This is a genomic window from Noviherbaspirillum aerium (assembly GCF_008929045.1).
Classification (GTDB): Bacteria; Pseudomonadota; Gammaproteobacteria; order Burkholderiales; family Burkholderiaceae_D; genus Noviherbaspirillum; species Noviherbaspirillum aerium.
Window position 1 is genome coordinate 1 of record NZ_VFAH01000020.1, and the last position, 22,684, is coordinate 22,684.

Annotated in this window: 15 protein-coding genes and 6 pseudogenes; 11 read left to right on the forward strand and 10 right to left on the reverse strand. The window is 53.7% G+C overall.

Annotation, left to right across the window (positions count from 1 at the left end):
• Window positions 1–212: 212 nt before the first annotated feature.
• A protein-coding gene (locus FH061_RS22330; RefSeq protein WP_151638055.1) for an IS3 family transposase occupies window positions 213–1,354 on the forward strand; the annotation gives its coding sequence in 2 pieces (ribosomal slippage) (window positions 213–474 and window positions 474–1,354; 1,143 coding nt in all).
• Window positions 1,355–1,638: 284 nt separating this feature from the next.
• On the opposite strand, the gene FH061_RS22335 is transcribed toward FH061_RS22330, so the two are convergent.
• The 5 genes and pseudogenes from FH061_RS22335 to FH061_RS31165 all read right to left on the reverse strand — a co-directional run.
• Window positions 1,639–3,837, reverse strand: a complete 2,199-nt coding sequence (locus tag FH061_RS22335) for a hybrid sensor histidine kinase/response regulator (protein ID WP_151638056.1) — start codon at window positions 3,835–3,837, stop codon at window positions 1,639–1,641.
• A gap of 514 nt (window positions 3,838–4,351) precedes the next feature.
• The gene (locus FH061_RS30655; RefSeq protein ID WP_192805203.1) at window positions 4,352–4,519 is read right to left on the reverse strand and encodes a hypothetical protein; all 168 of its coding nucleotides are present in this window, start codon (window positions 4,517–4,519) and stop codon (window positions 4,352–4,354) included.
• Window positions 4,474–5,883 (reverse strand): annotated as a pseudogene (locus FH061_RS31845) (DDE-type integrase/transposase/recombinase). The gene FH061_RS30655 and the pseudogene FH061_RS31845 overlap by 46 nt, the downstream one beginning before the upstream one ends.
• A gap of 123 nt (window positions 5,884–6,006) precedes the next feature.
• Complete coding sequence (locus FH061_RS22350) at window positions 6,007–6,819, reverse strand: alpha/beta hydrolase (RefSeq protein WP_151638059.1); 813 nt, start codon at window positions 6,817–6,819, stop codon at window positions 6,007–6,009.
• A 194-nt stretch (window positions 6,820–7,013) separates the two neighbouring features.
• Window positions 7,014–7,217 (reverse strand): annotated as a pseudogene (locus FH061_RS31165) (IS630 family transposase); the annotation flags it as partial.
• 46 nt (window positions 7,218–7,263) lie between these two features.
• Here FH061_RS31165 and FH061_RS22360 point away from each other — a divergent pair.
• Window positions 7,264–7,524: pseudogene (locus FH061_RS22360) on the forward strand (transposase); the annotation flags it as partial.
• Between the two features lie 255 nt (window positions 7,525–7,779).
• Here FH061_RS22360 and FH061_RS31850 read toward each other — a convergent pair.
• From FH061_RS31850 to FH061_RS22375, 3 genes and pseudogenes are all read right to left on the reverse strand, one after another.
• A pseudogene (locus FH061_RS31850) lies at window positions 7,780–8,175 on the reverse strand (transposase); the annotation flags it as partial.
• A gap of 198 nt (window positions 8,176–8,373) precedes the next feature.
• Window positions 8,374–10,110, reverse strand: coding sequence for a diguanylate cyclase (locus FH061_RS22370; protein WP_151638060.1), 1,737 nt, complete (start codon window positions 10,108–10,110; stop codon window positions 8,374–8,376).
• A 279-nt stretch (window positions 10,111–10,389) separates the two neighbouring features.
• A pseudogene (locus FH061_RS22375) lies at window positions 10,390–11,490 on the reverse strand (IS3 family transposase).
• Window positions 11,491–11,696: 206 nt separating this feature from the next.
• On the opposite strand from FH061_RS22375, the gene FH061_RS22380 reads away from it, so the two are divergent.
• Window positions 11,697–12,826, forward strand: a protein-coding gene (locus FH061_RS22380) for an IS3 family transposase (RefSeq protein WP_151638061.1) whose coding sequence is annotated in 2 segments (ribosomal slippage) — window positions 11,697–11,955 and window positions 11,955–12,826 — 1,131 coding nt in all. Because the reading frame shifts where the segments join, the coding sequence is not laid out codon by codon here.
• A gap of 89 nt (window positions 12,827–12,915) precedes the next feature.
• The gene (locus FH061_RS22385) at window positions 12,916–13,122 is read left to right on the forward strand and encodes a hypothetical protein (protein WP_151638062.1); all 207 of its coding nucleotides are present in this window, start codon (window positions 12,916–12,918) and stop codon (window positions 13,120–13,122) included.
• Window positions 13,123–13,460: 338 nt separating this feature from the next.
• Here FH061_RS22385 and FH061_RS31170 read toward each other — a convergent pair.
• Both FH061_RS31170 and FH061_RS22400 read right to left on the reverse strand, forming a co-directional pair.
• Window positions 13,461–14,660 (reverse strand): annotated as a pseudogene (locus FH061_RS31170) (cellulose biosynthesis cyclic di-GMP-binding regulatory protein BcsB).
• Between the two features lie 39 nt (window positions 14,661–14,699).
• A complete protein-coding gene (locus FH061_RS22400; RefSeq protein WP_151638131.1) occupies window positions 14,700–14,999 on the reverse strand; it encodes a hypothetical protein in 300 nt (99 codons plus the stop codon).
• A gap of 383 nt (window positions 15,000–15,382) precedes the next feature.
• On the opposite strand from FH061_RS22400, the gene FH061_RS22405 reads away from it, so the two are divergent.
• The 7 genes from FH061_RS22405 (at window position 15,383) to FH061_RS22430 (ending at window position 22,546) form a co-directional block, all read left to right on the forward strand.
• Window positions 15,383–16,762 (forward strand): ISNCY family transposase, encoded by a 1,380-nt coding sequence (locus FH061_RS22405; protein WP_404822496.1) that lies wholly within the window; start codon window positions 15,383–15,385, stop codon window positions 16,760–16,762.
• A gap of 556 nt (window positions 16,763–17,318) precedes the next feature.
• Window positions 17,319–17,924 carry a hypothetical protein gene (locus FH061_RS22410; RefSeq protein ID WP_151638065.1) on the forward strand — a complete coding sequence of 202 codons (606 nt, stop codon included), beginning with the start codon at window positions 17,319–17,321 and terminating at the stop codon, window positions 17,922–17,924.
• 163 nt (window positions 17,925–18,087) lie between these two features.
• A complete protein-coding gene (locus FH061_RS22415) occupies window positions 18,088–18,408 on the forward strand; it encodes a hypothetical protein (protein WP_151638066.1) in 321 nt (106 codons plus the stop codon).
• A gap of 637 nt (window positions 18,409–19,045) precedes the next feature.
• Window positions 19,046–19,744 (forward strand): DUF262 domain-containing protein, encoded by a 699-nt coding sequence (locus FH061_RS22420; protein ID WP_151638067.1) that lies wholly within the window; start codon window positions 19,046–19,048, stop codon window positions 19,742–19,744.
• 93 nt (window positions 19,745–19,837) lie between these two features.
• Window positions 19,838–20,527 (forward strand): hypothetical protein, encoded by a 690-nt coding sequence (locus FH061_RS22425; protein ID WP_151638068.1) that lies wholly within the window; start codon window positions 19,838–19,840, stop codon window positions 20,525–20,527.
• Between the two features lie 760 nt (window positions 20,528–21,287).
• Window positions 21,288–22,148, forward strand: coding sequence for a hypothetical protein (locus tag FH061_RS31175; RefSeq protein WP_225984813.1), 861 nt, complete (start codon window positions 21,288–21,290; stop codon window positions 22,146–22,148).
• Window positions 22,145–22,546 carry a GIY-YIG nuclease family protein gene (locus tag FH061_RS22430; protein ID WP_264158748.1) on the forward strand — a complete coding sequence of 134 codons (402 nt, stop codon included), beginning with the start codon at window positions 22,145–22,147 and terminating at the stop codon, window positions 22,544–22,546. Before FH061_RS31175 ends, FH061_RS22430 begins: the two co-directional genes overlap by 4 nt.
• Window positions 22,547–22,684: the final 138 nt, after the last annotated feature.

Consider the following 22,684-nt stretch of genomic DNA (forward strand, 5'->3'; position numbering starts at 1 on the left):
GCGCGCATCCTGTCCGTGGAGATGGAAAGAGTGTTTCCCAAGATCAATGCCGATCAGCGTTACGTTTTGCATGTTGATCTCCTCGCTCGTTAAAGAAAGACACCCCACTAGGGTAACCGCTCGTAGGGTGGTGACCGTATCCCAATAAACAGTACCGTTTAGACGTAGAATTTTCGGTGTGATTTTGTACTCTGGGAAGTAGGAGTCATGCCATGAAGAAGAGCAAGTTTACTGAGCAGCAAATCGCTTTTGCCCTCAAGCAAGCTGAATTGGGCACGCCGGTTGAAGAGGTTTGTCGCAAGGTCGGCATCAGCGATGCGACGTTTTATAACTGGAAGAAGAAGTACGGTGGCCTGGGACCCTCTGAACTGCGCCGGCTGCGTCAGCTCGAGGAAGAGAACAGCAAGCTCAAGAAGCTGGTCGCCGATCTGTCGCTGGACAAAGCCATGCTGCAGGATGTGCTGTCAAAGAAGCTTTGAAGCCTTCACGCAAGCGGTCCTTGATCGATGAATTGCGTGACCGGTTTCGTGCCAGCCTGACGCAGACTTGCGCCCTGTTCAGGATGTCGCGCTCGCTGTATGCGTACAAGTCGGTCCGGCGTGATGCCACGCTGCTCATCATGCGCATCAAGGAGATCGCTGCCACACGCGTGCACTATGGTTATAAGCGAGTGCATGTGATGCTCGGGCGTGAAGGCTGGCCAGACAATCATAAGCGGGTCTACCGGCTGTACCAGCAGGAAGGGCTGTCTCTACGCCTGAAGCGGCCCAAACGAAACAAGTCAGCCAGGTTGCGCCAGCCGAAACATCTGGTCACCGCCATGAACCAGATCTGGAGCATGGATTTTGTCGCCGATGCCTTATTCGATGGTCGGCGCATTCGCGCCTTGACCGTCGTCGACAACTACACACGCGAGAGTCTGGCCATCGATATCGGACAAAGTCTAAAGGGAGAGGATGTGGTGAACACACTCAACCGCATTGCAAGGGAACGCGGACTGCCTGCGACCATCAAGGTCGATAATGGGAGCGAATTCATTTCCAAGGTGATGGACAAGTGGGCGTACGAGCGTGGCATCGAGCTCGACTTCAGCCGACCAGGTACGCCAACCGACAACGCCAAAGTGGAAAGCTTCAACGGACGCTTCCGGCAGGAGTGCTTGAACCAGCATTGGTTCCTGTCACTGGAAGACGCACAGCACAAGATTGAGGAGTGGCGGCGGTACTATAATGAGGCTCGTCCCCACTCTGCATTGCAGTGGGCAACACCGGTCGAATTCGCCCGTCTGGCAAGGGGAAGCGCCTTGCCGGCAACCACAAAGGAGCCGAAATTTTCTGCATTAGCCCGGTACTAATTCCGGGGTAGGGTCAGCAGGTCACGGATTCCATCGCAATGTCGGACTAAATTGGGTAGCAGGTCAGGTCAATACAAACGTGTCTCTAATGAGGAGATGGCAAAGTTAATCATTACTCCCCATGACGTCTGCCCGGCATGGAGTTACACAATCCATCCTCGTCCTTGCACGATCGACGAATACGACCAAGTTGTTTACTGCTGAGCCCTAGGCGATGACCAACGAACCACTACCAGTGGTCGGTCAGGGATTAGAAGCCGGAGAAGTGTAGTGGCGTTTGAAAGTCATACTGCCTCAGTCAATAGGTTGATTGCCTCATTAATTTTGTAAGGCTTGGCAAGTAACCGAACACCAGCCATGTCGACCCGAGTTTCAGTGTAGCCCGTTGCAAGAACAATTTGGATGTGTGGAAAGCGGCTCTTGACGATTCTTGCCAAGTCAATCCCGCTTACATTGCCGGGCATGACGATATCTGAAAAGACAAGGTCAATAGACTGATTCGACTCCAGATATGCTACGGCTTCTTCACCACTGCTGGCAATTAGGACTTGAAAACCCGCTGCCCTCAATGCTGGCTCAACGGAAACCCTAACTAGGGAATCATCCTCAACAAACAAAAGTGTGCCTCTACCAGAAGACTTCTGAGGAACGCCCTCTTCGACATGGACAGTTGAGACTTCCAAGGTGGTCCGAGGAACGTACATGGTGACTGTTGTGCCTTTTCCTTCAACACTATCGAGGATCAAGGTGCCATTTGCCTGAGTTGCAAATCCGTACGCTTGTGGAAGACCTAGTCCCGATCCTTTATCGAGGCCTTTGGTTGTGAAGAATGGGTCGAGTGCCTTTGATAACACCTCGGCACTCATTCCGCTGCCATTGTCCGAAATGGAGATAGAAACGTAATCACCTTGTGCAAGGCTGCCTATTGGCTCCAAGATGGTCTTGTTGTAGACAGCGATCTTCACATAACCACCATCTACCATAGCATCTCGCGCGTTTATTACTATGTTGAGAAGCGCAAGTTCAAATTGCAACGGGTCTATTGTGACAGGCCACAATGCTTCATCCGGCTGGACAACTAAATCAATACTGCTTGGCAACGCACTTTTGAGTAAGGGCATTGCGGTACAGATTGTCTCCGTAAGACGTACCGTTTGAAGACGAGTATCTTGAACTTTGCCGAAGGAACGCATTTGTCCAGTAAGTATAGTTGCTCGATCAATGGCCTTTTCACAGGTGGCAAGAAGGGACTCTATCCTTGATTTGTCGTTTGTATACGGTATGAGTTGGAGAGAGGTCGATAACGTTTGAAGGATATTATTGAAGTCGTGCGCGATGCCACCAGTAAGCCGTCCCAGGGCTTCCAGCTTTTGTGCCTGCAAGAGTGACCGTTGCGCTCGTTCATTTTCAGCGACTGCTTGAGCTACACGCTGCTCCAGTTCTAGCTTGCTTTGCCGAATCTGCTTGCTGGCATCGGTAATCCGGTCGCCCACCGAATCAATTTCTACTAGCCCCTGATGCTGATACCAAACCTCTTCGCCGCGGCCAAGGGTTTCTGCGGACAATCCTAGTTGATCCATCCGAACGATAACTCGTGCTGCAACGCTCCGTGCAATGATGAACGAAGCTCCTAGCAGGATCGCCATGAACAAGGCCAAGAAGGCGGCGACTCGGATGGGAGTGCGCCGCAGTTCCGCTTCAGGAATACTTAGAACAATCGTCCAATCCGAAAATGTCACGCGGTTGAAGAAAGTTTTTACCGGTACCCCATCCAGTGTCACAGTGCGAACAATACCTTCAGATTGCGAGGAGAACAGCTTCTGGACACTATCTTCCGATGCCTTTCCGATGAACCGGTCAGGTTCACGCGAGCGCGCAACAATCACCCCTTTTCGGTCTACGATAACGCCCAGCCATCGGGCAGGCAAGTTCTGTTGCACAAGAAGGGGCTGTATCTCTGCCACATTAACCCCCATAACGAGAAAGTATCGAATCTCGGCTCCTTGCATGACCGGAACCTGGATTATGAAGTCATACCGTTTTCCTACCGGGGCAAAGAAGACATCCGAAACGAGGGGTCTCGTCTCACCGTACCGTTCCATGACTTCGTTAATGTTGGAAGGACGCCGCTTCGGAAGTTCAGAGCCGAACGGTAAGCGAGTATTGATTAGCTGGTGATCACGCTTGTCCAGGAGAATAATTGTCGTCTCCGGATTTGGCGCCATGGTCTTTGCATAATAGTAAAACTCACGTAGATCATTGCGGACGAGCGCCGGAGAATTTGCCAGGATTTGTAGAATCTTTGCTTTGGAATAGAGTTCGTTTTCCACCAACAGCGAGAAGGCTCGCGCTGCCTCAGTCATCCCCTTTTCTTGTGCAGCCTGCTCCTCCTTGTAAACGTACCAAACTGCCAATATTGACGCCAGAAAAGCTGGGATTAGAACAGAAAAGACCAGAATAAGTAGTTGATTTCTAAGACGCATGGTCGCCTATCAGCAGCAAACAAATTTGGCAAGTTTGCGTTGACGAGCTTACTTTGCCACGAAAAAGTAACGGCGAATATACGGTAATACTTACACAACTGGTTTCATTCAAAAACCGTTAAGCGTGCATCCGCTGGCCGTACACCACTTAGCTTGCGTGTTCAGGAAAATTTACAGTCGAGCATGAACACAAATGGATCTAAAGGGAGAGTAATAAGTTTCATGATAGCCAGACGGCTGGAGTTGGGACAAATCCAAACAATTCAAATCTCAAACATTTAGTCAGGGCAAAGCGCAGGTTATGCAAACAAGATAGAGTTTGGATTTTACCTGCGATAAGAACAATCTAGGCAGGTATTGTCTAGGACAGTATTGCCAATCGGCTCAATGACGCAACCGTCCAAGACGATTTCCTTCCTTTGGGCTACTTCTCAAGTCTCCTCGTTCGGATCATCCCAGATCAAAGGCACTCCGTTGGATTTGCGTCAGGAGGGACATGTTTCTTTGCGGTTCTTCATGTTTCTGAACAGGTGTCAAAACTCGGCAAAAGTTTAGCAACAAAAATCTGAAAGCCCACCTCGAAGTAGAGGCAGGCAAACTTCCCCCCGGTGCGCGTCAAGGTAGTTGTAGCATAAATCAAGCTGCCGCCTTCGACGTTGCCGCGGGCGGCGGATTGAGCCATACGTGATCCGGAGCCCGCCAGGGGCGCGTCTGCCGCTTCCATCGCAGCGGATGCCGTTGACGTGCTGCCTCGTAGACCGCACGGCGATGCACGAGTAAAGGTCCAGCCGTACCTTTGTGACGTTGCTCTGGCGTGACGTAGGCAATCCCGCTATGCCGGTGGCTGCCGTTGTACCAAATAGCTAACCGCAGCACCTACTCACGCGCAGCGGCGAGCGTTTCAAAGCCGCCCTGCGGATAGCCAGGCGCATACTTGCAGGTCAGGAACCACGCCTCGATATGGACGTTGTCATCCGAGACACCGAGACGGCTGTGTGACGGTGTGATGCCCAGTGCCTGCAGCTTTGTCCTGAGCGTCTACGACGTCTGCGCTTCACCGTTATCGGCATGCAGGATCAACGGTCAGTCCGACGCTGCTCACGCCAACAGGCACGTTCGATCAATGCAGCCGCTTCTCCACCGTTTTCTCGCTCATGCACTTCCTAGGCGACGAGCTTGCGGCTGTACAGATCCAGCATGGTATACAGGTAGAAGAGCTGGCCACGCACCCGGCTTGGCAGATACGTCACGTCCCACGACCAAACTTGTAAGCGCTTTCATAGGCCAGTTGCGGCACGATCTGTGCCGGTGGCAGGTCAGCAAAGGGGGATTCATGGCACAACGTCAGGATTTGCTGTCGTTCTTCAGGCGTCAGCTTGCGGCCAGGTTCTGGTCGTTTGGCATGCGGGCGGGCATCGGCTTGCACTTGTCCTGTCTGTTGCCAGCGCTCGAACGTGCGTAACGAAATGCCCAGCTCTTCGCAGGCGCTCTCCAGGCATGCACCTGCCTGTTGGGCTTGCAAGATGTCGGCAACGAGTTGCTGGCGCTGCGGCGACGCAATCATGCGTCGTCGCCGTCGGTCCGCAGCGCCTCGTACTTTCGGGATAGCACCAGCAAGGCAGCCGCCTCAGCCAGCGCCTTCTCCTTGCGCCGTAGATCCTTTTCCAGCTCACGAATGCGCTTCTTGTCCTGGGCGCGCTCGGTCTTGCCATTGGACACCTGGCCCAAGGCTGTTTGCGCTTCGGTGCGCCAGCGGAGTACCTGTTCCACAAACAAGCCATTTTGCCGGCAATACTCGGCCAGCTCCACCTCGCCCAACGGCGCTGTTTTCAGCACCACGGCGAACTTGTCGGCCGCGCTCCAGTCTTCCGGGTTGTGCCCGTCTTCAGGGACGGCGCGTCCAGCGCTACGGGCCTGTTTGCGCCACAAGTACAGCGTCGCTTCCGGGCTGCCGGTTAGCTGCGAAACCTCAGATACCGGCTTGTTCTGCGGCGCGCTCATCAACGTCAGCGCGTGTTCTTTCTTCTCTTTCGTGTATTGCGTCATTGCGTTCTTCGTCACCCTAAAAGTTTATAGAACGCAAGTCATTGGAGGCGACAACTATTGTGACGCGGGGGGTAACATGACAGAGTAGTGCTAATGGATATGCGGCCGCTCCCAATAGGAGAGTCAAGACGCTGCGGCGCTGGCCCGAAGTCCGGCGATGAAGGTTTCCACGTGATGCAGCGTGCTTTCCTTGCGCACGCAGCTACATCGCGCATGCGGTTCGTCGAGCGCGACCGGTGCAAGGCGGCGCACGGTGGTCGGTACGCCCGCGGCGATCAGCTTGGCGCCGTATTGCTCGGCCTCGTCACGTAACGGATCGTCATCCGTCGACAGGATCAGCGCCGGCGGCAGGTGCTTCATGCGGCTCGACTGCAACGGCGATGCATATGGATGCACGCGGTCAATCGCATGCGGTAAGTAGCTGCGATAGGCCGCCGCGTAGGTGCCGGCGGCTTCCAAGCCGCCGTTGCGGGCCGACGCGGTGCGCATCGAACAGGTGGTCATGCCGGGGTCGAGCATGGGCATCATCAGAATTTGTGCCGTCAGCGCGGGTCCTCCGCGGTCACGCGCCATCAGTGCCGACACAGCCGCCAAGTTGCCGCCGGCTTCTAGCCCAGCCACGATCAGGTTGGGGGACCTCCAGCGCTTGCGCTTGCAGTAGCGGTTAGCCCAGGACAGCACCGCATGCGCATCCTCTATGGCCGCCGGAAAGGGTAGCTCATTGGCTAGGGTATAACTTGACGCCAATACGTTCAAGCCAACACGCACTGCCAGCATGCGGCAGAACAGTTCGCAAGCTTCCAGCTCATCGGTGATGAAACCGCCGCCCGGGAAGTAGACAATCAGGCCCTCAGTGGCCGCCGGCGGTTGAAAAAGCATGGTGGCGAGCTCCCGATGCGTGCCCTTGACCGCCTGCCTACGCATCGTCACTTGCATTGTAAGGGCTGCTAGGTCAGGCGGACGATCGGCTGGTTGCACAACCTCGTTGTCAAGGCATGCCGTTCTTTTAGTCGTCATGGGTCGTACTATAACGTTGTTCTGCAATTTGGGTACATGGCCTGAGGCGAATTGACTATTCATTTTGCTGAACAACAAAGTCCGCCATCTATTGATCCGGCCCTCAAATACGTTTAAGCCGCGTATGTAACATGCGGATCCTGGAAGTAGCACTTAACACGTTCGGGCTCTTCGCAAATCGTCTTCATATGCGCCTCAGCGGTTGATCTGAGTTTGGCCTTGGTCCGGGCTGGCGCCGCAGTGCGCACGACGTGCTTCAGATCCACATTGAGTCGCTCCTCCGGATTGAGTTCCGGGCTATAATGAGGTCGGTTGAAAGAGGTGGATGCCAACGTTTTGTACAATTGAGGAACGGGGGCAAGAATGAATCGAATACCAAGGGCAAGATATACAAAGGAAGTACGCGAGGAAGCGGTCAGTCTGGCGAAGACGGTTGGCACATCGGAAGCGTCGCGCCGGCTGTCAATTCCGCTCAAGACGTTGGCCAACTGGTAACGTGCTTCGGGTAATGGAAAGCTGGCCGAGATTGGGCAGCAGCAGAAGCCACTGACATAGGCAGAAGCAGAACTTCACCGGCTCAAGCGGGAGCTGGCAGAAGTCAAGATGGAGCGGGATCTACTAAAAATGTATGGTCCGTCCCTATTTGCAAGGCGCATTTTCTTTGACGTGAACAGTTTGCCTTAATGTATCAGGCCTCTCGCGAGTGAACTGCTGTTGCAGTCAGGCGTGATGAAATACGCGCATACGGTTTCTAAACAGTTTGTCGGGCTTCGCGCCCCCTTTTTTTTAGAAAGATTTTCCGTATGCCGGTCGGCTGTTTCGTCATCAAGTTTGTGTCTCGCAAACTTGGAAGTAAAGGTTTATCAACAAGAACTAAGACTACGCTAACGCTATGTCGCGATCACCTCTGTATAGGTTTCCTGGACGCGTTAAGACAACCCATGCAACCCTGGCCAACTTGTTGGCCAGGGCAACTGCGACTTTGTTGGTATGCATGCGGGTCGATAATTGAGCAATCCAGGGTCCTAGTCGATCCCGTTGGCGGTTCAGGTGCAACACGCAAGAGCGAGCGCCATGGAGTAATAGTCTTCTGACATAGGAATTGCCTCGTTTGCTCATACCAAGCAGCGTGGTCTTACCTCCTGTGGAGTGCTGACGCGGGACAAGGCCAAGCCACGCCGCCATGTCTCTGGCTTTGTGAAACTGCTTGCCGTCGCCGACAGCTGCAGTAAGGGCTGTGGCGCCCAAGGGGCCTATACCTGGAATACTGGCCAGACGATGTGCGATTTCAGAGCGTGCTGCCAGGGCCTCAATCTCTTTGTTCAGCTCTGCTAAGCAGGGTAGAACCGCCCCGATATGTGGATCGGCATTTTCTCACACTCAAGGCTAAGTTCATCGAAATTTTGCTGTCTCATCAATGTGAGATTGTTGTCAACGGCTATTTCAGGGTTGTGGCACCCAGAAAACTTCCGATTACTGCAATATCACTGCCCGCGACTCCGAAGCACTTGCAGTAACAATGCGATTCTTTCCCGTTCGTTTTGCTACATACAAAGCTTCATCTGCAGCATGAATGAGTGTGCGCCAACCTTGCTCGTCGGTGGCAGGCGATATCGTAGCTTGCCCGATGCTAATCGAGAACAGCCGGTTTGGATCACTATCGACTCTTATCTGACTGGCTTGCAGTAGCATATTTTTAGCAATCTGCTCCGCCTGCCACTGTTCAGTGTTCGGCAACACGACGATAAATTCTTCTCCGCCATATCTGGCGCACAGGTCCGCCGGCCGACGACAGTGATTTCTTAGTACCGCTGCCAGTCTAACCAAACAGATATCGCCAACTTGATGGCCATAGTGATCATTGATCGTCTTGAAATTATCTATGTCAATTAGCAGCAGCGATAGCGGTGTACGCTCGCGCCTTGCCCGCCTCCACTCGTTGTCGATCGTGTCATCCAAGATACGGCGGTTAGCCAACCCGGTCAAACTGTCTACGGTAGCTAACTTTGCCAAATCTGCATTCGCGCGTTGCAGTTGCATCTCCACTTGTTTTCGGAGCGAGATATCGCGTAGATGGATCACATAGCGAATTTCGTCAATTGCATTTTTATCGGGTACTGCTCTAATGCTGCTTTCTACCCAAACAGCCCGCCCCGCCTTGTGCAACGCCTGAAAGGCTTGTGGCGTATGCACACCTTCATCAATATTGAGTGCACCTTCTGCGTCATTTAACCGCAATTCATACCATGGTTGCCGCAGCAATTCGTCCGGTTGATAGCCCAGCATCGCATAGATAGAGGGAGAAACGTAACGAACATACGAAGCCGCATCGAGCCCTACGATGACGTCACCGGAATAATCGGCTAACAGACGATAAAGTGCCTCGCTCTTGCGTGCTCTTTGTTCCGCAGCTTCGGACTCCTTCTGGCGTATTTTAAGTAGACTAATATCGGTATGGAGCCAGTATTCAGTACCATCCTGCGCCCGCTGTGCTGCAATTCGTATCCACCGCTCACCAGGCAACGCAACCTCAAATGGTGCGCCGGCAAAGCGAATAGATTCTTCCAGCGCCCGGCTGCGTTCAAGCTTGAGACTTTCCGTCTTAGGCGTTTGGTGTCCAGTCCAAAGTTCTTCGTATAGTTTGGAAAAACTTCGTCCGATAACTAGCTGACTGTCGGAAAATCCATATAACTGCAAGAAATGTCCATTGGTCGAGAGAATCCGGCCGTCCTTTCCGACAAGGGCTATTCCATCCGCAAGATCATTAATCAAGGCCGCTTCAGCACTGGCCATCGAAGGTTGTGACTGGTCCGGTGCACCGGAGGCGACGTCTGTTTCACGCTGGGGAGGTGGCGCCACTTGCACCCAAACACGCATTCTTCCAATGGCCGGAATGGGAAGCGAGGTTACCTTAATCCAGTTTCCCCGATGCGAAAAGGTGTACGGCGCAAACTGGGAACGGTGCCTCGCGATGCCTTCATCGATATACCGATCAATATTGGGCATCTGATCGACCTCCAGTCGACCAACATAAAACCGTCTAAGATTTTCACTATAGGGCTCGCCTTCGTAGATATGCCCTGCATGTTCCGGGAAAAACTTGAAAAACGCCCGATTCCATAGCACCGCTTGATCGTTGTTGTCATAAAAGCAAGTTGCAATGTTTATCGAATCAAGTAGTCGCGCAAAAAAGCGAAAAGAACTCAGCACAACGCCACCTCTTTTTATTCTTGTTTATTTTGCAATTGTTCGTCCTTGAGATTTCCTTATCAAGGGCATATTGCAATAATATCAATTTAATACGCAGGTTTTTGGCGGCTAAGTTCTGAGATGCGGGTATTTGGCAACCCAAGAGTGCTAAGGGTAATGAAATCCAAACGAAGTTGCAATACGCGTGATGTTGTTACCTTGCATGAAAATTTGTAGCCACGGCTTACGTTAGTCTTTTAGTTCACTGATCGGCCCGGGATTTTGTAGCCATGGCCAGAGTTAGTCGCCAGCTCTATTTTCAGCTACCAATTTGCCTTTCAGCCTGTGCTGACGGCCGAATTCCGCTGGTGCGACATCTCCAAGCGCCCTATGAGGACGACTCTCGTTGTATTCCTGTTGCCATGCCATGATTGGCATTCTGGCATCTTTGAGGGATTCAAGCCAGTGAGCGTTCAAACATTCAGCCCGAAATGTCTCATTGAAGGACTCGATGAATGCATTGTCAGTTAGTTTGCCCGGACGTCTAAACTCTATGCTAACTTTGTTGTGGTATGCCCATAGGTCGAGAATCTGACTTGTGAATTCATTGCCGTTATCACAAAAATGTGTTCCCGAAACACGACTAGCCTGACGCAGCCGATTAAGTACCGATACCACGTCCATGGAGCAGCCAGACACTCGCGGGTACCAACATCGACAGTAGTCAGGCAGCGAAAGCGGTTGCTGGTTGGACGCTGGTCTGCCACAAAGTCCAGACTCCATGTCTGATCCGGTGGCGATGCTGGCTTCCGCTGCGGTCTTGTGACTTGGGCTTTCGATCGACGTCCGGGCCGATATCGCAGTGCCAGGCCCTCTTCTCAATAGATCCGGTACATCACGCCTACGCTGTGCGGAAATCCTTTTCGCTTGAGCAGTACGCCTATCTTGCGGTAGCCGTATCTCATCCTTGTCGTTGCCAGCTCCTTCATCCGCAATCGCAGAGCGGCTTGTGGGTTGAGGCAGCTCTTGTAGCTGTAGACACGACGTGCCATTCCGATCAAACGACAAGGATGTCGCTCTGAAGTCGTCTAACGGTTCTTCAGGTAGTCAACGATGACGCGTCTGGTAGCTGTCTTCACCACTTTCTTTGATGACGTCAGTCACCATTGCCGTGGCCAGGCTCAGTTTAGCGACGATCTTCTTCAAGCGCTCATTCTCTTCCTGCAACTGCTTGAGTTGACGCGCCTGATCGCTGTCTAGTCCTGCATACTGCTTCTTTCAGTGATCAAAGGTCTGTTCCGTGATGCCGATGCGGCGGATTAAGTCTGCGACCGGCATTCCGGGTTCCGCTTCCTTGGGTCCCGCCACGATCTGTTCTACAGCGAATTGTTTCTCTTTCATGCAAAACCCCTTTTCACAAAGATAAGTTTCGCTGAAAACTAACTTTGGCGCTGGCTACATTTTTCTAGAGCCGATCACCGGCGACTGTTGGCTCTACTGTTACCACCAATAGACGAGCGCTAGCGACTTCGAATTCATATGATGTGCCCTCAATAAACAGTGCCATGTGGATCTAGTAAAGTTCGTTTTCAAGAAGGAGAACGAACGTGAAGAAGCGGTTTACTGACGAGCAGATCATCAGTTTTTTGAAGCAGGCGGAGGCTGGGGTACCGGTTATGGAGCTTTGCCGGCAACACGGGTTTAGCGATGCCTCCTTTTATAACTGGCGGGCGAAGTTCGGTGGGATGACGGTCCCAGACGCCAAGCGGCTGCGGGATCTGGAAGCTGAGAACGCACAGCTCAAGAGGCTGTTGGCCGAGTCAATCCTGGATGCGCAAGCGTTGAAGGCAGCTCTGGGCCGAAAGTACTGACGCCACAGGCCAAGCGTGAGGCAGTCGCGGTCATGCAGGAGATGACAGAGATCTCTGAGCGCCGCGCCTGCCTGCTTGTGGGACTGTCACGCACGGTGCTGCATTATCATTCCAAAGCACAACCGGAGAATGAGCAACTGCAAGGCCGCCTTGTAGAGCTTGCGGGCGAGCGACGCCGTTTCGGCTATCGCCGGCTCCATGCTCTCTTGAGACGCGAAGGTGTCGATGCCAATCACAAACGCATCTTCCGGCTGTATCAGCGTGCCGGATTGGCTGTCAAACGCCGGCGGAAACGCCATGGCGTCGCTGTGGAGAGAGAACAGTTGGCTCTGCCGAGCCGACCAAATCAGGTATGGTCGATGGATTTCGTCAGCGATGCCTTGGCTAACGGTAGACGTATCAAGGTATTGACCATTGTGGATGACTTCACTAAGGAAGCTGTCGACCTGGTCGCTGACCATGGAATATCAGGGCAGTATGTTGTGAGAGTCCTACAGCGCGCAGCGCAGTTTCGCGGTATGCCGGGCGCCATTCGCACCGATCAGGGTCCAGAGTTTACCGGCAAGGCGCTGGACCAATGGGCGTATCAGAATGGTGTGCAGCTCAAACTGATCGAGCCAGGCAAACCAACGCAGAACGCCTACATTGAAAGCTTCAACGGCCGGTTCAGGGATGAATGCCTCAACGATCACTGGTTCACCAGCTTGGCCGAGGCACGCATTCGGATAGCCGCATGGCGGCGAGATTACAATGAGCACAGGCCGCACAGTGCATTGAACTACCAGACCCCCGCCGAGTTTGCGGCTTGTTATCGACGGGGCGATATAGGCAAGGGAACGGAAGAATTATCAACTGAACTTTACTAACACGCCCTTGGCACTGCTAATGGGGGCACTTCACATAGGAGAAACCGATACACTGGTGCTTCTCAATACTTACGAACGCACCTACATTCATGGATACAGCCAAAGAAGCATTTTCTGTTGCCAAGACTGCATTATCAGCGCTGGAATTCTATGCAAGCCACCTTGAAGATCCAATTACCCTGACAGCCAAAAGCCGAGAGCTGGCAATTATGCTTCGGCAGAAGTCCGTTGATTTTCAAGGCGATCGAGGTGAAAGACTTCTCCTTGCGCTGGCAAATGCCTTTGAAGACTTGTGACCAGAAATCCCCTCAAACGAAAGAGTCTGGTCGATTGCGGGCGAAATCCAGCTGTCATATACGGCAGGCGTAGGAGACGCTGCGAACTTGTGCCGATTACAGCGTCCGGCGGTCGTGGGCTTGACGGCTGATGTCCTGATTGCTTTTTTTGTAGAAGGCTACATGCCCGCTAAGGGAGTAGCGTACTTCTCAAGCAAAATAATGAGCTTCGGGCGAGAATACTTATGAAAATCAGTAGCGTATGCCGGGGTCAGTTGTAAGATTTTTCAGGTTTCGTGAACCGTTGAAACAAAAGAGAAATTTTGATGTAACCGTACTATTCTGCGTACAACGCACGCTTACCCCGTCTCGCGCAAACGGCGTGCGGCCACGGCCCTCAGCGTACGCCACAGCGCGAAGGCAAACACGAGAACCGCGATCACCGACATGATCGCCAGCAGCACAGGCTGGTCCGACAGCGGGAACCAGATCGCCGTCCATATCGGCGGGTCGCCGACTGCATAGGTCCTGCCCGCGAAAATGCTTTCCACTACACCGCCGTGCATCAGCACCACGCTGCCGTGCCTGGTCTTGGCGATGTCGTCATTCTCCAGAGTGTCGAGCACTTGACCGATATCGCCCGGCTCCGCCGACGCCACGGCGACGACGCTGCGGCCGGAGGTAAAGGGCGATTCGAATCCCAGCATCGCGGCCAGCGGGCCATTGCCCCGGAGATGCTTCTGCTTGGCCGCGTCGCTCCGGTCAGCGACCGCGTTGTCGAGCAGCGAGGCGAACCAGCTCAGCGAATTCTCGGGACGAAGCACCTTCTGCTGCGGCCCGCTCACGACGGCAGGCACAAGCTTGCGCCACTTGCCGAGAAATGCCTGCTACCGCTCGGCGCCGATCACCAGCAGGTCGCGGTTGGCGAATTGCGCTTCCTCCTTCGGACCGGTCACCTGCACGTAGGTCGCGGGATGGCCGGTGAATGCGCCCATGCGCCCCAGCAGGGAAAGCATGACTTCGATGTCGGCGGCGGACACGGCCTCCGGCAGCACGATCACCGTTTCCGAAAGATCCGCATACTTGGTGAATGGATAACCCGCCGTCGAGAAATAGCCGATGTGCGGCATTTCGGCGTAATGCGGATAGCCGGAAAAGTCGATCCGGGAGTCGGAATCGATCATCGCGCGGATGTTCTCGATCTGCGTGTCGCGACAGTTGCCCGCGGTGTGGTAACTGAAACTGAATGCGTACTGCAGCTGGTTGCGGCTGCCCAGCTTGAAAGCCGGGATCAGCATCTCCCGGCTGTCGCCGAGCAAGCCGCCGTCGAGCAGCGGCAGGATGACGCGCGCCGATTCGCCGCCCTGGCCGGAGGAGCGCAGGTTCACCGATTGCACCAGTTCGCCGTTGATGCTCATGCCGAGCATGGAATCGATGGTGCGCACCGGAGGCGTGTAGCGGAACTTCAGGTCCACCGGCACGCCGCGGCTGCGCCAGGTGAACAGGTCTGGCGGGAAGCGCAGGCTGACGCGCACCGGCTCGGGCACGTGCCCGTACACCTGCAGCTGCTATGGCGCTCACCGCTACAGGTGAGCGCGTTACGTCGAGCGGCTATTAATCCAGTTACGGTCGCCTGCATCCATCGCATCGGCAATGACTTCTGGTGGCAAGCTATAGACCGTAGCCCAGGCGGCACGTCCATCGGCGGTGTTGGATGGGAAGCTCGCAGTTTCTATTGGCCAGTGATACTTGCGCTTCAAAGTTTTCACGATGGCGGCGAGTGTTACTCGTCCACGGAGAGGCTCGGCACCAGTCTGGTCTGCGTTGGAAAGCAGGACGGCGAGGACGGCGCCACGAGCGGTACGCGGGCCGGGAAAAATGGGAGATTTGGCAGGCATCACGATATTTTAGCCTTGCCGCCAATTCACAGCGCTTTCCGGCTTTGCGTGTCTTATTGCTGATAATCGAAGCGGCACGGCATAACGAACTTTGTTGCCCTCCGACTGGAGTATCGCAAAACCTTCGAGCAATTCAATATTGCACGATTATTTTCACATTGCAATAACAGCTGTTCTTTCCTGGCCATCTGGATTGGGCAGAACTACCCGCATAGCGAACGAACTTATGGCGCAATTTTACATAAATAAAATTATAAATTTAATAATTGTAGTGGCTAGATTAGAATGTCTCGATCTAGCCAAATCAGAATGTCTCGGTTTAGGCAAACTGGAGAATGCTAAGCGGTCCATGCTGAGTGCTTACCTGTTTCTGGAGGCACATCATGGCCCGTACAGCATTGTTGACCATGAGCATGCGCGAGTTGGATCGACTCAAGACCATTGAAGCAGTCGCCGACGGCAAGCTTCGGGCATCGACCGCCGCTCAACGACTGGAATTATCCAAGCGCCAAGTCAACCGGCTGGTTAAGCGTTACCGAACTGAAGGCAATACTGCTGTTATATCGCATCAGCGCGGCCAACGCGGGCACCGCCAATTGGCGCCGGGCCTCGCTAGCATGGCGTTATCGATTATCCGGGACCGCTATCCAGATTTCGGGCCGACGCTGGCTTGTGAGAAGCTGCGCGAATGTCATGGCATCGTGCTCGCCAAGGAGACCGTGCGCAAGTTAATGTCGGAAGCGGGTCTATGGATACCGCGTAAATTAAGATCGCCAGCCATTTATCAGCCGCGCAACCGCCGGCATTGTGTTGGCGAATTGATACAGATTGACGGTAGCGACCATGCTTGGTTCGAGGACCGAGCACCGGCTTGCACGCTGCTAGTCTATATCGACGATGCGACCAGCCGGCTGATGTATCTCCATTTTACCTATAGCGAGTCAACCTTCAGCTATTTCGAAGCGACACGGGCTTATCTGGAACGGCATGGCAAGCCACAAGCGTTTTACAGCGATAAGGCATCGGTATTCCGCGTCAATTGCAAGCAGAGCGACAAGGTTCCAGGCATCACCCAGTTTGGCCGTGTCCTGTACGAGCTCAATATCGAAATCCTGTGTGCCAATAGCAGTCAGGCAAAGGGACGTGTTGAGCGAGCCAACCTGACGCTACAAGATCGGCTGGTCAAGGAATTGCGACTACAGGGAATCTCCACGATGGCGGCTGCCAATGCGTACGCACCCTGCTTCATTGCCGACTACAACCGACGGTTTGCCAAGCCACCGCGCAATGATTTCGATGCTCATCGCCAGGTACGCGAGGACGAGGATCTGGATCTGATCTTTACGGTACGCGAACCACGCAAGGTGTCGCATGTATTAACACTCCAATATGACAAGGCGATCTACCTGCTAGCCGATACTGCACATACGCGCGGATTGATAGGACGCTACATCGAAGTCTATGACTATCCTGATGGGCGGCTTGAAATCCGCGCTGACGGCAATGTGCTGCCGTATGTCCGATATGACCGGCTACCGGAAGTCGATCAAGGTGCCATTGTGGAGAATAAACGTTTGGGCCATGTACTGCAGATTGCGCAGTTAATCCAGCAGCAAAGGGATAACCGACGCAGTCACCCTGCACCCGCACGAACAAATTCGGGCGCACCGCCACGCAAAGCAAAGGCAGCTCCCGGGACCAAGAGCCAGCGCAACATAAATCAGCGGGATGTTGAGCAAGCCATTGCCAAAACCGTTCACTGAAGAAATCGACAGACTCAAATTCTGGTCTTGCAGGCAACATTGATGGGGAAAGGCTGCCCTGCTCTTACTTCTTATTCCGCGGCGCGGCTGCGTGAACAGACAACCCCGAGCAATAAACCGGGACATCTGAAAATAGCCAGCACTGGGACGTTTGAAAATAGCTTGAACAATAATGTTTTTAGGCAATAAACAAGTCCTGCACTGAACCAGACATTCTCGTTGTAGCGCCCGCAACCTTCGGCTACCTTTCCTCAGAGGGTCCCATGGCATTGGCGATCTAGATTGCGTCTAACACATTTATTATCATTTGTCAGCAGCTATTGCCATATTGGCGACATTCTGATTTTGCCTTATCGGGCACTGGTTCAGTAGGCATTTAATGCTGCATGCTTTTGGATTTCGGTAATAATAATTCTGTCAGTCGCGTTGGCGCACGTAGAGACCGGCTAGCGCATCATCAATAGTAGACAGAGAAACGGAATGAACCGTGACTACCCAATCATCGCCGCTTGATCGTTTGCTCGACTTCGCTACGCAGACATGTAGCACGCATCTCATGGCGATCGTCTGGGCCTGCGCGGCGCATGGCAATGATGGCTGGCGCGTGTTCGCTCCCCGCCTTTTCGAACGGCTGGCCAGCGATCATGCGCTTGCCGAACAGTTTATCGCTGGATTGTGCAAGCCCGCCGCCTTGCTTTATGCCGGACCAATCCTGGAAGCGTTTCTGGCACAAATGAACGCCCAGCAAAAAGAGGACCTATTCAACGCATCTTTACTCAAGAAGAACGGCTTTGTCCACTATTGCTTCGCCGGCGCTGCACGTACACTTGAGGATGGGCCCAAGCTTTTCGAAATGCTGGAAGGATTGGTTCGACACGGGCTTTGCGTGCAGCCGCTGGCTAAGTGTCACCACAACGACATGGAGCTCGCGGTTCGGGTGTGCAATGCCAAGTTTTTACGTCTGGTTCTTCCCCAGTTGAACCATCTTGAAGAGCGACTTATTAAGTGTGCTGCACTCAAGAGAGATCATCCACTTACCGTCATTGATATCTTCCTTGATGCGGGAATCCCGGTTTCCCGGTTTAATCAATCACGCTTGCTCGAGCAAGCAGAGGTCGAGGTCCAACACTACGTTCGTGCACGCGTTGCACGCATGCGGTAGCTCGTACGCATCACGCGCAATTCCCCACCAATACTCTGCGAGCCATCCACGAAACGCTTTTAAGGGGAAGAAAGATCTCATGAAATTCAAGATCGTGCCGGAATACGCCGTAGCAATTGAGGAAGCGATCGCGCCACAACAGTAGCGGGCGCGAGTCAATCTGGTGGACGTGCAGGACGTATTGTCGGCCATGCGACGGGCCGAGACGAAGCTGGACGCCTTCGGCATTCTTAAACGCGAGCGCAGCGGCGCGTCGTTTTACCAAGTACCGACAGGCCCGTCGTCTAACAGCTATAGCAACGCCCAAGGAGCGACAGCGTTTCGCATCGCCCGGGCCACAACCGACTGGTATCTGATCGATGTGCAGCGTATTGAGGTCTATCCGAAGCAACGAAAAAGGGAAGACCTGACCCTCACGCCGGAGCAGGACGATAATGCGATGGACGTACTGCGAAGGGAATATCTTGTCGCAAGCGCGGCTTAGCAGGCTGCAACTTTGTATGAGAATCAGACAGCTGTATTAATACCGCTGTCTGATTCTGGCGCGCGCAGCATGCACGGTGCAGCTCTGGCCGGGAGCACCGTGTCGTTAATTTTCTTGCGAACCGTCGTACACGATGAAATCGTAGAATAGAAGTTCGCATTGCGTCAAACGCCTCATCGGCGCCACGATGGCAAGCGCGATAGCGACCAGCTCAGATCGTTCCTGTGCATTGCGGCTGGTGGCTTTCTGCCGGCGACATGCCTTTCCTGATTAACATAGCTTCGCGGCGGCACTTCAGTTAAGACACTCGTCGCTCTCCTCCACTGAGCTTGGCCTTCTTCTTCAATCTGTCGTATGTGCATGAACATCATGCGGTTTGCGGCTATGACAGCAGGTATCGTCACCGTTTGCATGCGCATCACAGGCCCAATTCTGTTGACGTGACATGCCTAGCACAAATTTCCTCTCCTGCGGCTTGCTTATCTTAAAAAACAACACAAAGAAAACGGCACTTTCCATTCACTGTTGTCTGCTGTGCGCTCGCACTTTGAAAAGCATGTAGGCCTTACGATGAAATGACTGTTGCGGCAAAGGGTCACAGCAGTCATAACCATCATGCTTTGAGGAGAAAAGATTTATGAACCGCGTAATAAGTCAGGTCGTAATCGACCGTCTGGCCGATCTGCTGCAGCGACTGCAGTCCGGCTCGCTGGTGCTTGCGAATTTTGCACGCCCGTTTGTCTGGTCACCGGAACAAGTGTGCGAGCTGCTGCGCTCGATGTATCTCGGCGGTCCTGTCGGCTACATGATCGTCCAAACGATGGCCCCCTGCAGCAGCACCACCGTGCGCGTGGACGCACTCGAGACGTTGATCGATGGCAAGCAGCGGTTACTGTCCCTGATGTCCGTGCTGTACAGGGCGCCGGTGTTGACACATCGCTTCGAGAAAGTGCGATTTTGCATCGCCTTCAACCCGCAGTTGAAGCCGTCGGTGGCTCTGGAGGTAGCCAGCTCGGCAACCGATGCGGACCCGGCCTGGGTGAGCGATGTCGCGACTCTTTTTGACGCGCATGTCGATCTCGCCGCCGTGGCCGCAGACTATTGCGCTGCGAATCCGACCTGCTCGCCAGAAGCAATCGTGAACACGTTTCACCGCTTGCGCAGCATGCTCAACAACACGATCGCCGTCTATAACTTGCAGCCTGGACTGCCCCGGAGCGAGGTGCTGGACATCTTTTACGATGCAAACCGGCACTCACGCTCTGCGAATCAGGTCCGCAAGCAAGCGAAGGCGTTAAAAGAGGCCCTGGCGCAGCTGTGTGCAGCCGCTGATTAACACGCGCTTGCCCTCGGTCGTGCCGCCTAATGAGTGTAATCGGCCCTGTCGCAGACAAACGGCAGGGCTGGTCGGCTCGCATCTTCAGCGCGGATGACCTATGTCAAACCCACTTTATTGAACAGGCCACCAATGTTCCATGTCAATGATTCGACCGAACAGCCAATGCGGCTGCTCACTACCGCTCCACTTGCGTATTTGCTCGATAGCATGCGCGCTGGCACGTTGCTGCATGCAGCCTTTGCCCGCCGATACTTCTATCCTGCCACGAATGTGTGTGACCTGCTCGCGGGGCTGTACCATGGCCTTGCGCCGTTCTGCATCACCATGCAGCGTACGCAAGGCAACAGCAACGTGCATCCAGCCAAAGGCGGCGAGCCGTTACTACTCATCGATGGCAAGCGGCGTCTTGCGGCATTATTGGCGGCCTTATACCGTGCCCCCCTGCCTGATGCAGACCGGGATGGAGATGCTGCACTGCAAATTGCATTTCATCCACAAACCGAGGTATTTCGACGGGTACGCCCTGGCGCGCGTCTGGCGAGCGGCTGGTTACCCGATGTTGCAGCCTTGTTCAAACCCGGCGCAAACCTGGCCGAGATGGCGCACGCATACTGCGTAACCAATTCAAACGCAGATCCGAACGATGTGCATCAAAAGTTAAAGCGCGTGCAAGACATTCCGCGTCGTGAGATACAGGTGACGTTGATGAGCAGTCAGTTCACTGAGAAGCAAATGGCTATAATGTTTAAGCGCATGAACTCCAGATTCGGGAAGCGTTAGCACCTACGTGTCACACCGGTACTGGCTTAGAGATCATTTATCCGGGCCGACAAGCAGCAACGCTGTCGGTCTTCAGTGGCGCCAGTTAGAATCTTCACGCGTTGTCCAACCCGCTGCCTGCTCTCCTGGGTAACCTGACCCTATCGAGAAATTATCGTAACGCCTCCTGAGCTTTTGGCGGATCGTTTTTTCGACAGCGGGTGTCGCCCGCGTCGGTATTTATGTAACCGTCCCTTTATCGAGATCGTCCAATCGGACTATTCGACTTCGCCGCCGACGCAATAATTAACGGTGATTGGCCAGCGTGAATGCACGGTTTTGGTGAATGCAGTTCGCTTTCCGTCTATCTGTTACCCCAGCTCGCGAAAACACCTGTGCTATCTGGGAGGCTCCTCTCGTGCCATCAACTAACCCAACTGATCCAGTTGCGGCGCCTACCAGGCGGCGCAATGATGGTTTCCATCAGATTTATGAGGAATAGCGCACCAATACATAGGCCGAGTAGCCTCTGAAGTTTCCACGCCCAATGTTGGGGCGCTCAATTTTCCAAGTGACACAGCCTTCCCTAACCCGCTCACCTTTCCTGTTTGCAATGTCACAACGGCCGCGTTATATTAACCAACCGTAGCAGACCCTTTGCTACCACCCGGCGTCGATCTGCCTTCATCACCTGGCCCCAGCGTCAAACTTAAATTTTGGTGATCAGACATCGGATAAGGCAACAAGATCAATTGGTGCTCGTGAAGAGAGAAAGGCACGTATGTTAGAAGTATTGCTGGTATTAGCCCTAATGGCCGCAACCGTGTTTTGGTTCCAGAAAAGATCGGCGAAAAAAGCGCTTGAATCATTAGAACAATCTAAGCGCGATCAGAAACAAGCGGCCGACACCGAATTGGCCGCCGTACGTGACGGATACGAAACTCGTATCAAGAGTTTGAACGACAAGATTGACCATCTCAGGCAAGAAAACCAAAGCCTTGCACCTTATACGAGCGTACGAGACACAGCGGCGGAATGTGAAAGGCTCCGGCAGGAGTCCCGAGATCTTCAGAGAAACGCCACATTTTCGGCAGCACAGATAGTCGCCTCTGCAAACGAAGAAGCGACGAAGATACGAGCGGCGGCAAAAACAGAGACGGAGGATCTCAAAAAACTCATGACTTTGGATGCGAAGAATAAACGAGACCGCGCGGAACAAGAACTGGCTGAAGCAAACAGGCGCGCCACTCAAGTGATCAATGATGCAAAAAAACGTGCCGAGGAAATCGCGGGGGACGCACTTCGTGCATTGCAGGATGCAGAAGCGCTACAGGCTACCGCCGCTGCGATGAAAAATGTGATTGAAGGATACGGCGACCGCTATCTGAAACCGTCAAAGCCGCCAAAGAGGAACAGGCGCTGCAAAAAGCGCTTGAAAGGGTCCAGGCTCAGGTTGCTAAAGCGAACGATGAACAACGGTCAGCTTTCGAAGCTCAACTCCAGCAACTTCAATCGCAATTGGCCGAGGCCGAGGCAAGAAACCAGCGTGCATTGTCCATGGCTCAGCAGACGAAAGCTGGCCACGTCTACGTCATCTCAAACATTGGATCTTTCGGCGAGGAGGTTATTAAAGTTGGCATGACACGGCGTCTGGACCCGTTGGATCGCGTCAAAGAACTTGGTGACGCAAGCGTTCCATTCGCGTTCGACGTTCACGCAATGATTTGGGCGGATGATGCGCCAAAACTCGAGAAAGAGTTGCATAGGTTCTTTGTTCTAAACCAGATGAATAAGGCTAACCCTCGCAAGGAATTCTTCAGGCTGTCATTGGCTCAACTCAAAGACCACGTCACTTCCCTTGGTATCGACGCAAGCTGGACTATTAATGCGGCAGCAGCGGAATACAGGGAGACGCTGGCTATTGAAGAGAAAATTGCGAAAGATAATTCCGCTAAGGAAGAATGGCTGCGCCACCAGTATATTGAGGCGGCTGTACAAGAGCGTCATGACCGTGACCTGGAACTCAGTGCAGCTGCTTAATGACCGTTGCTGAGTACAACTGAATCAAGCGTATGCCGCGCTTTGCGCAGTGCACGGTCGAACCACTCATGACGTGACCGTGAACGCTGATTGTAGAGGGATTTTGCCGCCGTCGCCGCCGAGCCTGTCGACTCCTAC

Excerpts from the sequence above, each read along its gene's own strand:
- FH061_RS22420 (WP_151638067.1), top strand. The coding sequence starts at position 19,046 with ATGAACCGCGTAATAAGTCAGGTCGTAATCGACCGTCTGGCCGATCTG.
- FH061_RS22425 (WP_151638068.1), top strand. The coding sequence starts at position 19,838 with ATGACCTATGTCAAACCCACTTTATTGAACAGGCCACCAATGTTCCAT.
- FH061_RS22400 (WP_151638131.1), bottom strand. The coding sequence starts at position 14,999 with ATGCCTGCCAAATCTCCCATTTTTCCCGGCCCGCGTACCGCTCGTGGC.
- FH061_RS22350 (WP_151638059.1), bottom strand. The coding sequence starts at position 6,819 with ATGCAAGTGACGATGCGTAGGCAGGCGGTCAAGGGCACGCATCGGGAG.
- FH061_RS22430 (WP_264158748.1), top strand. The coding sequence starts at position 22,145 with ATGACACGGCGTCTGGACCCGTTGGATCGCGTCAAAGAACTTGGTGAC.
- FH061_RS22335 (WP_151638056.1), bottom strand. The coding sequence starts at position 3,837 with ATGCGTCTTAGAAATCAACTACTTATTCTGGTCTTTTCTGTTCTAATC.
- FH061_RS22410 (WP_151638065.1), top strand. The coding sequence starts at position 17,319 with ATGGCGATCGTCTGGGCCTGCGCGGCGCATGGCAATGATGGCTGGCGC.
- FH061_RS22385 (WP_151638062.1), top strand. The coding sequence starts at position 12,916 with ATGGATACAGCCAAAGAAGCATTTTCTGTTGCCAAGACTGCATTATCA.
- FH061_RS31175 (WP_225984813.1), top strand. The coding sequence starts at position 21,288 with ATGTTAGAAGTATTGCTGGTATTAGCCCTAATGGCCGCAACCGTGTTT.
- FH061_RS22405 (WP_404822496.1), top strand. The coding sequence starts at position 15,383 with ATGGCCCGTACAGCATTGTTGACCATGAGCATGCGCGAGTTGGATCGA.
- FH061_RS30655 (WP_192805203.1), bottom strand. The coding sequence starts at position 4,519 with ATGGCTCAATCCGCCGCCCGCGGCAACGTCGAAGGCGGCAGCTTGATT.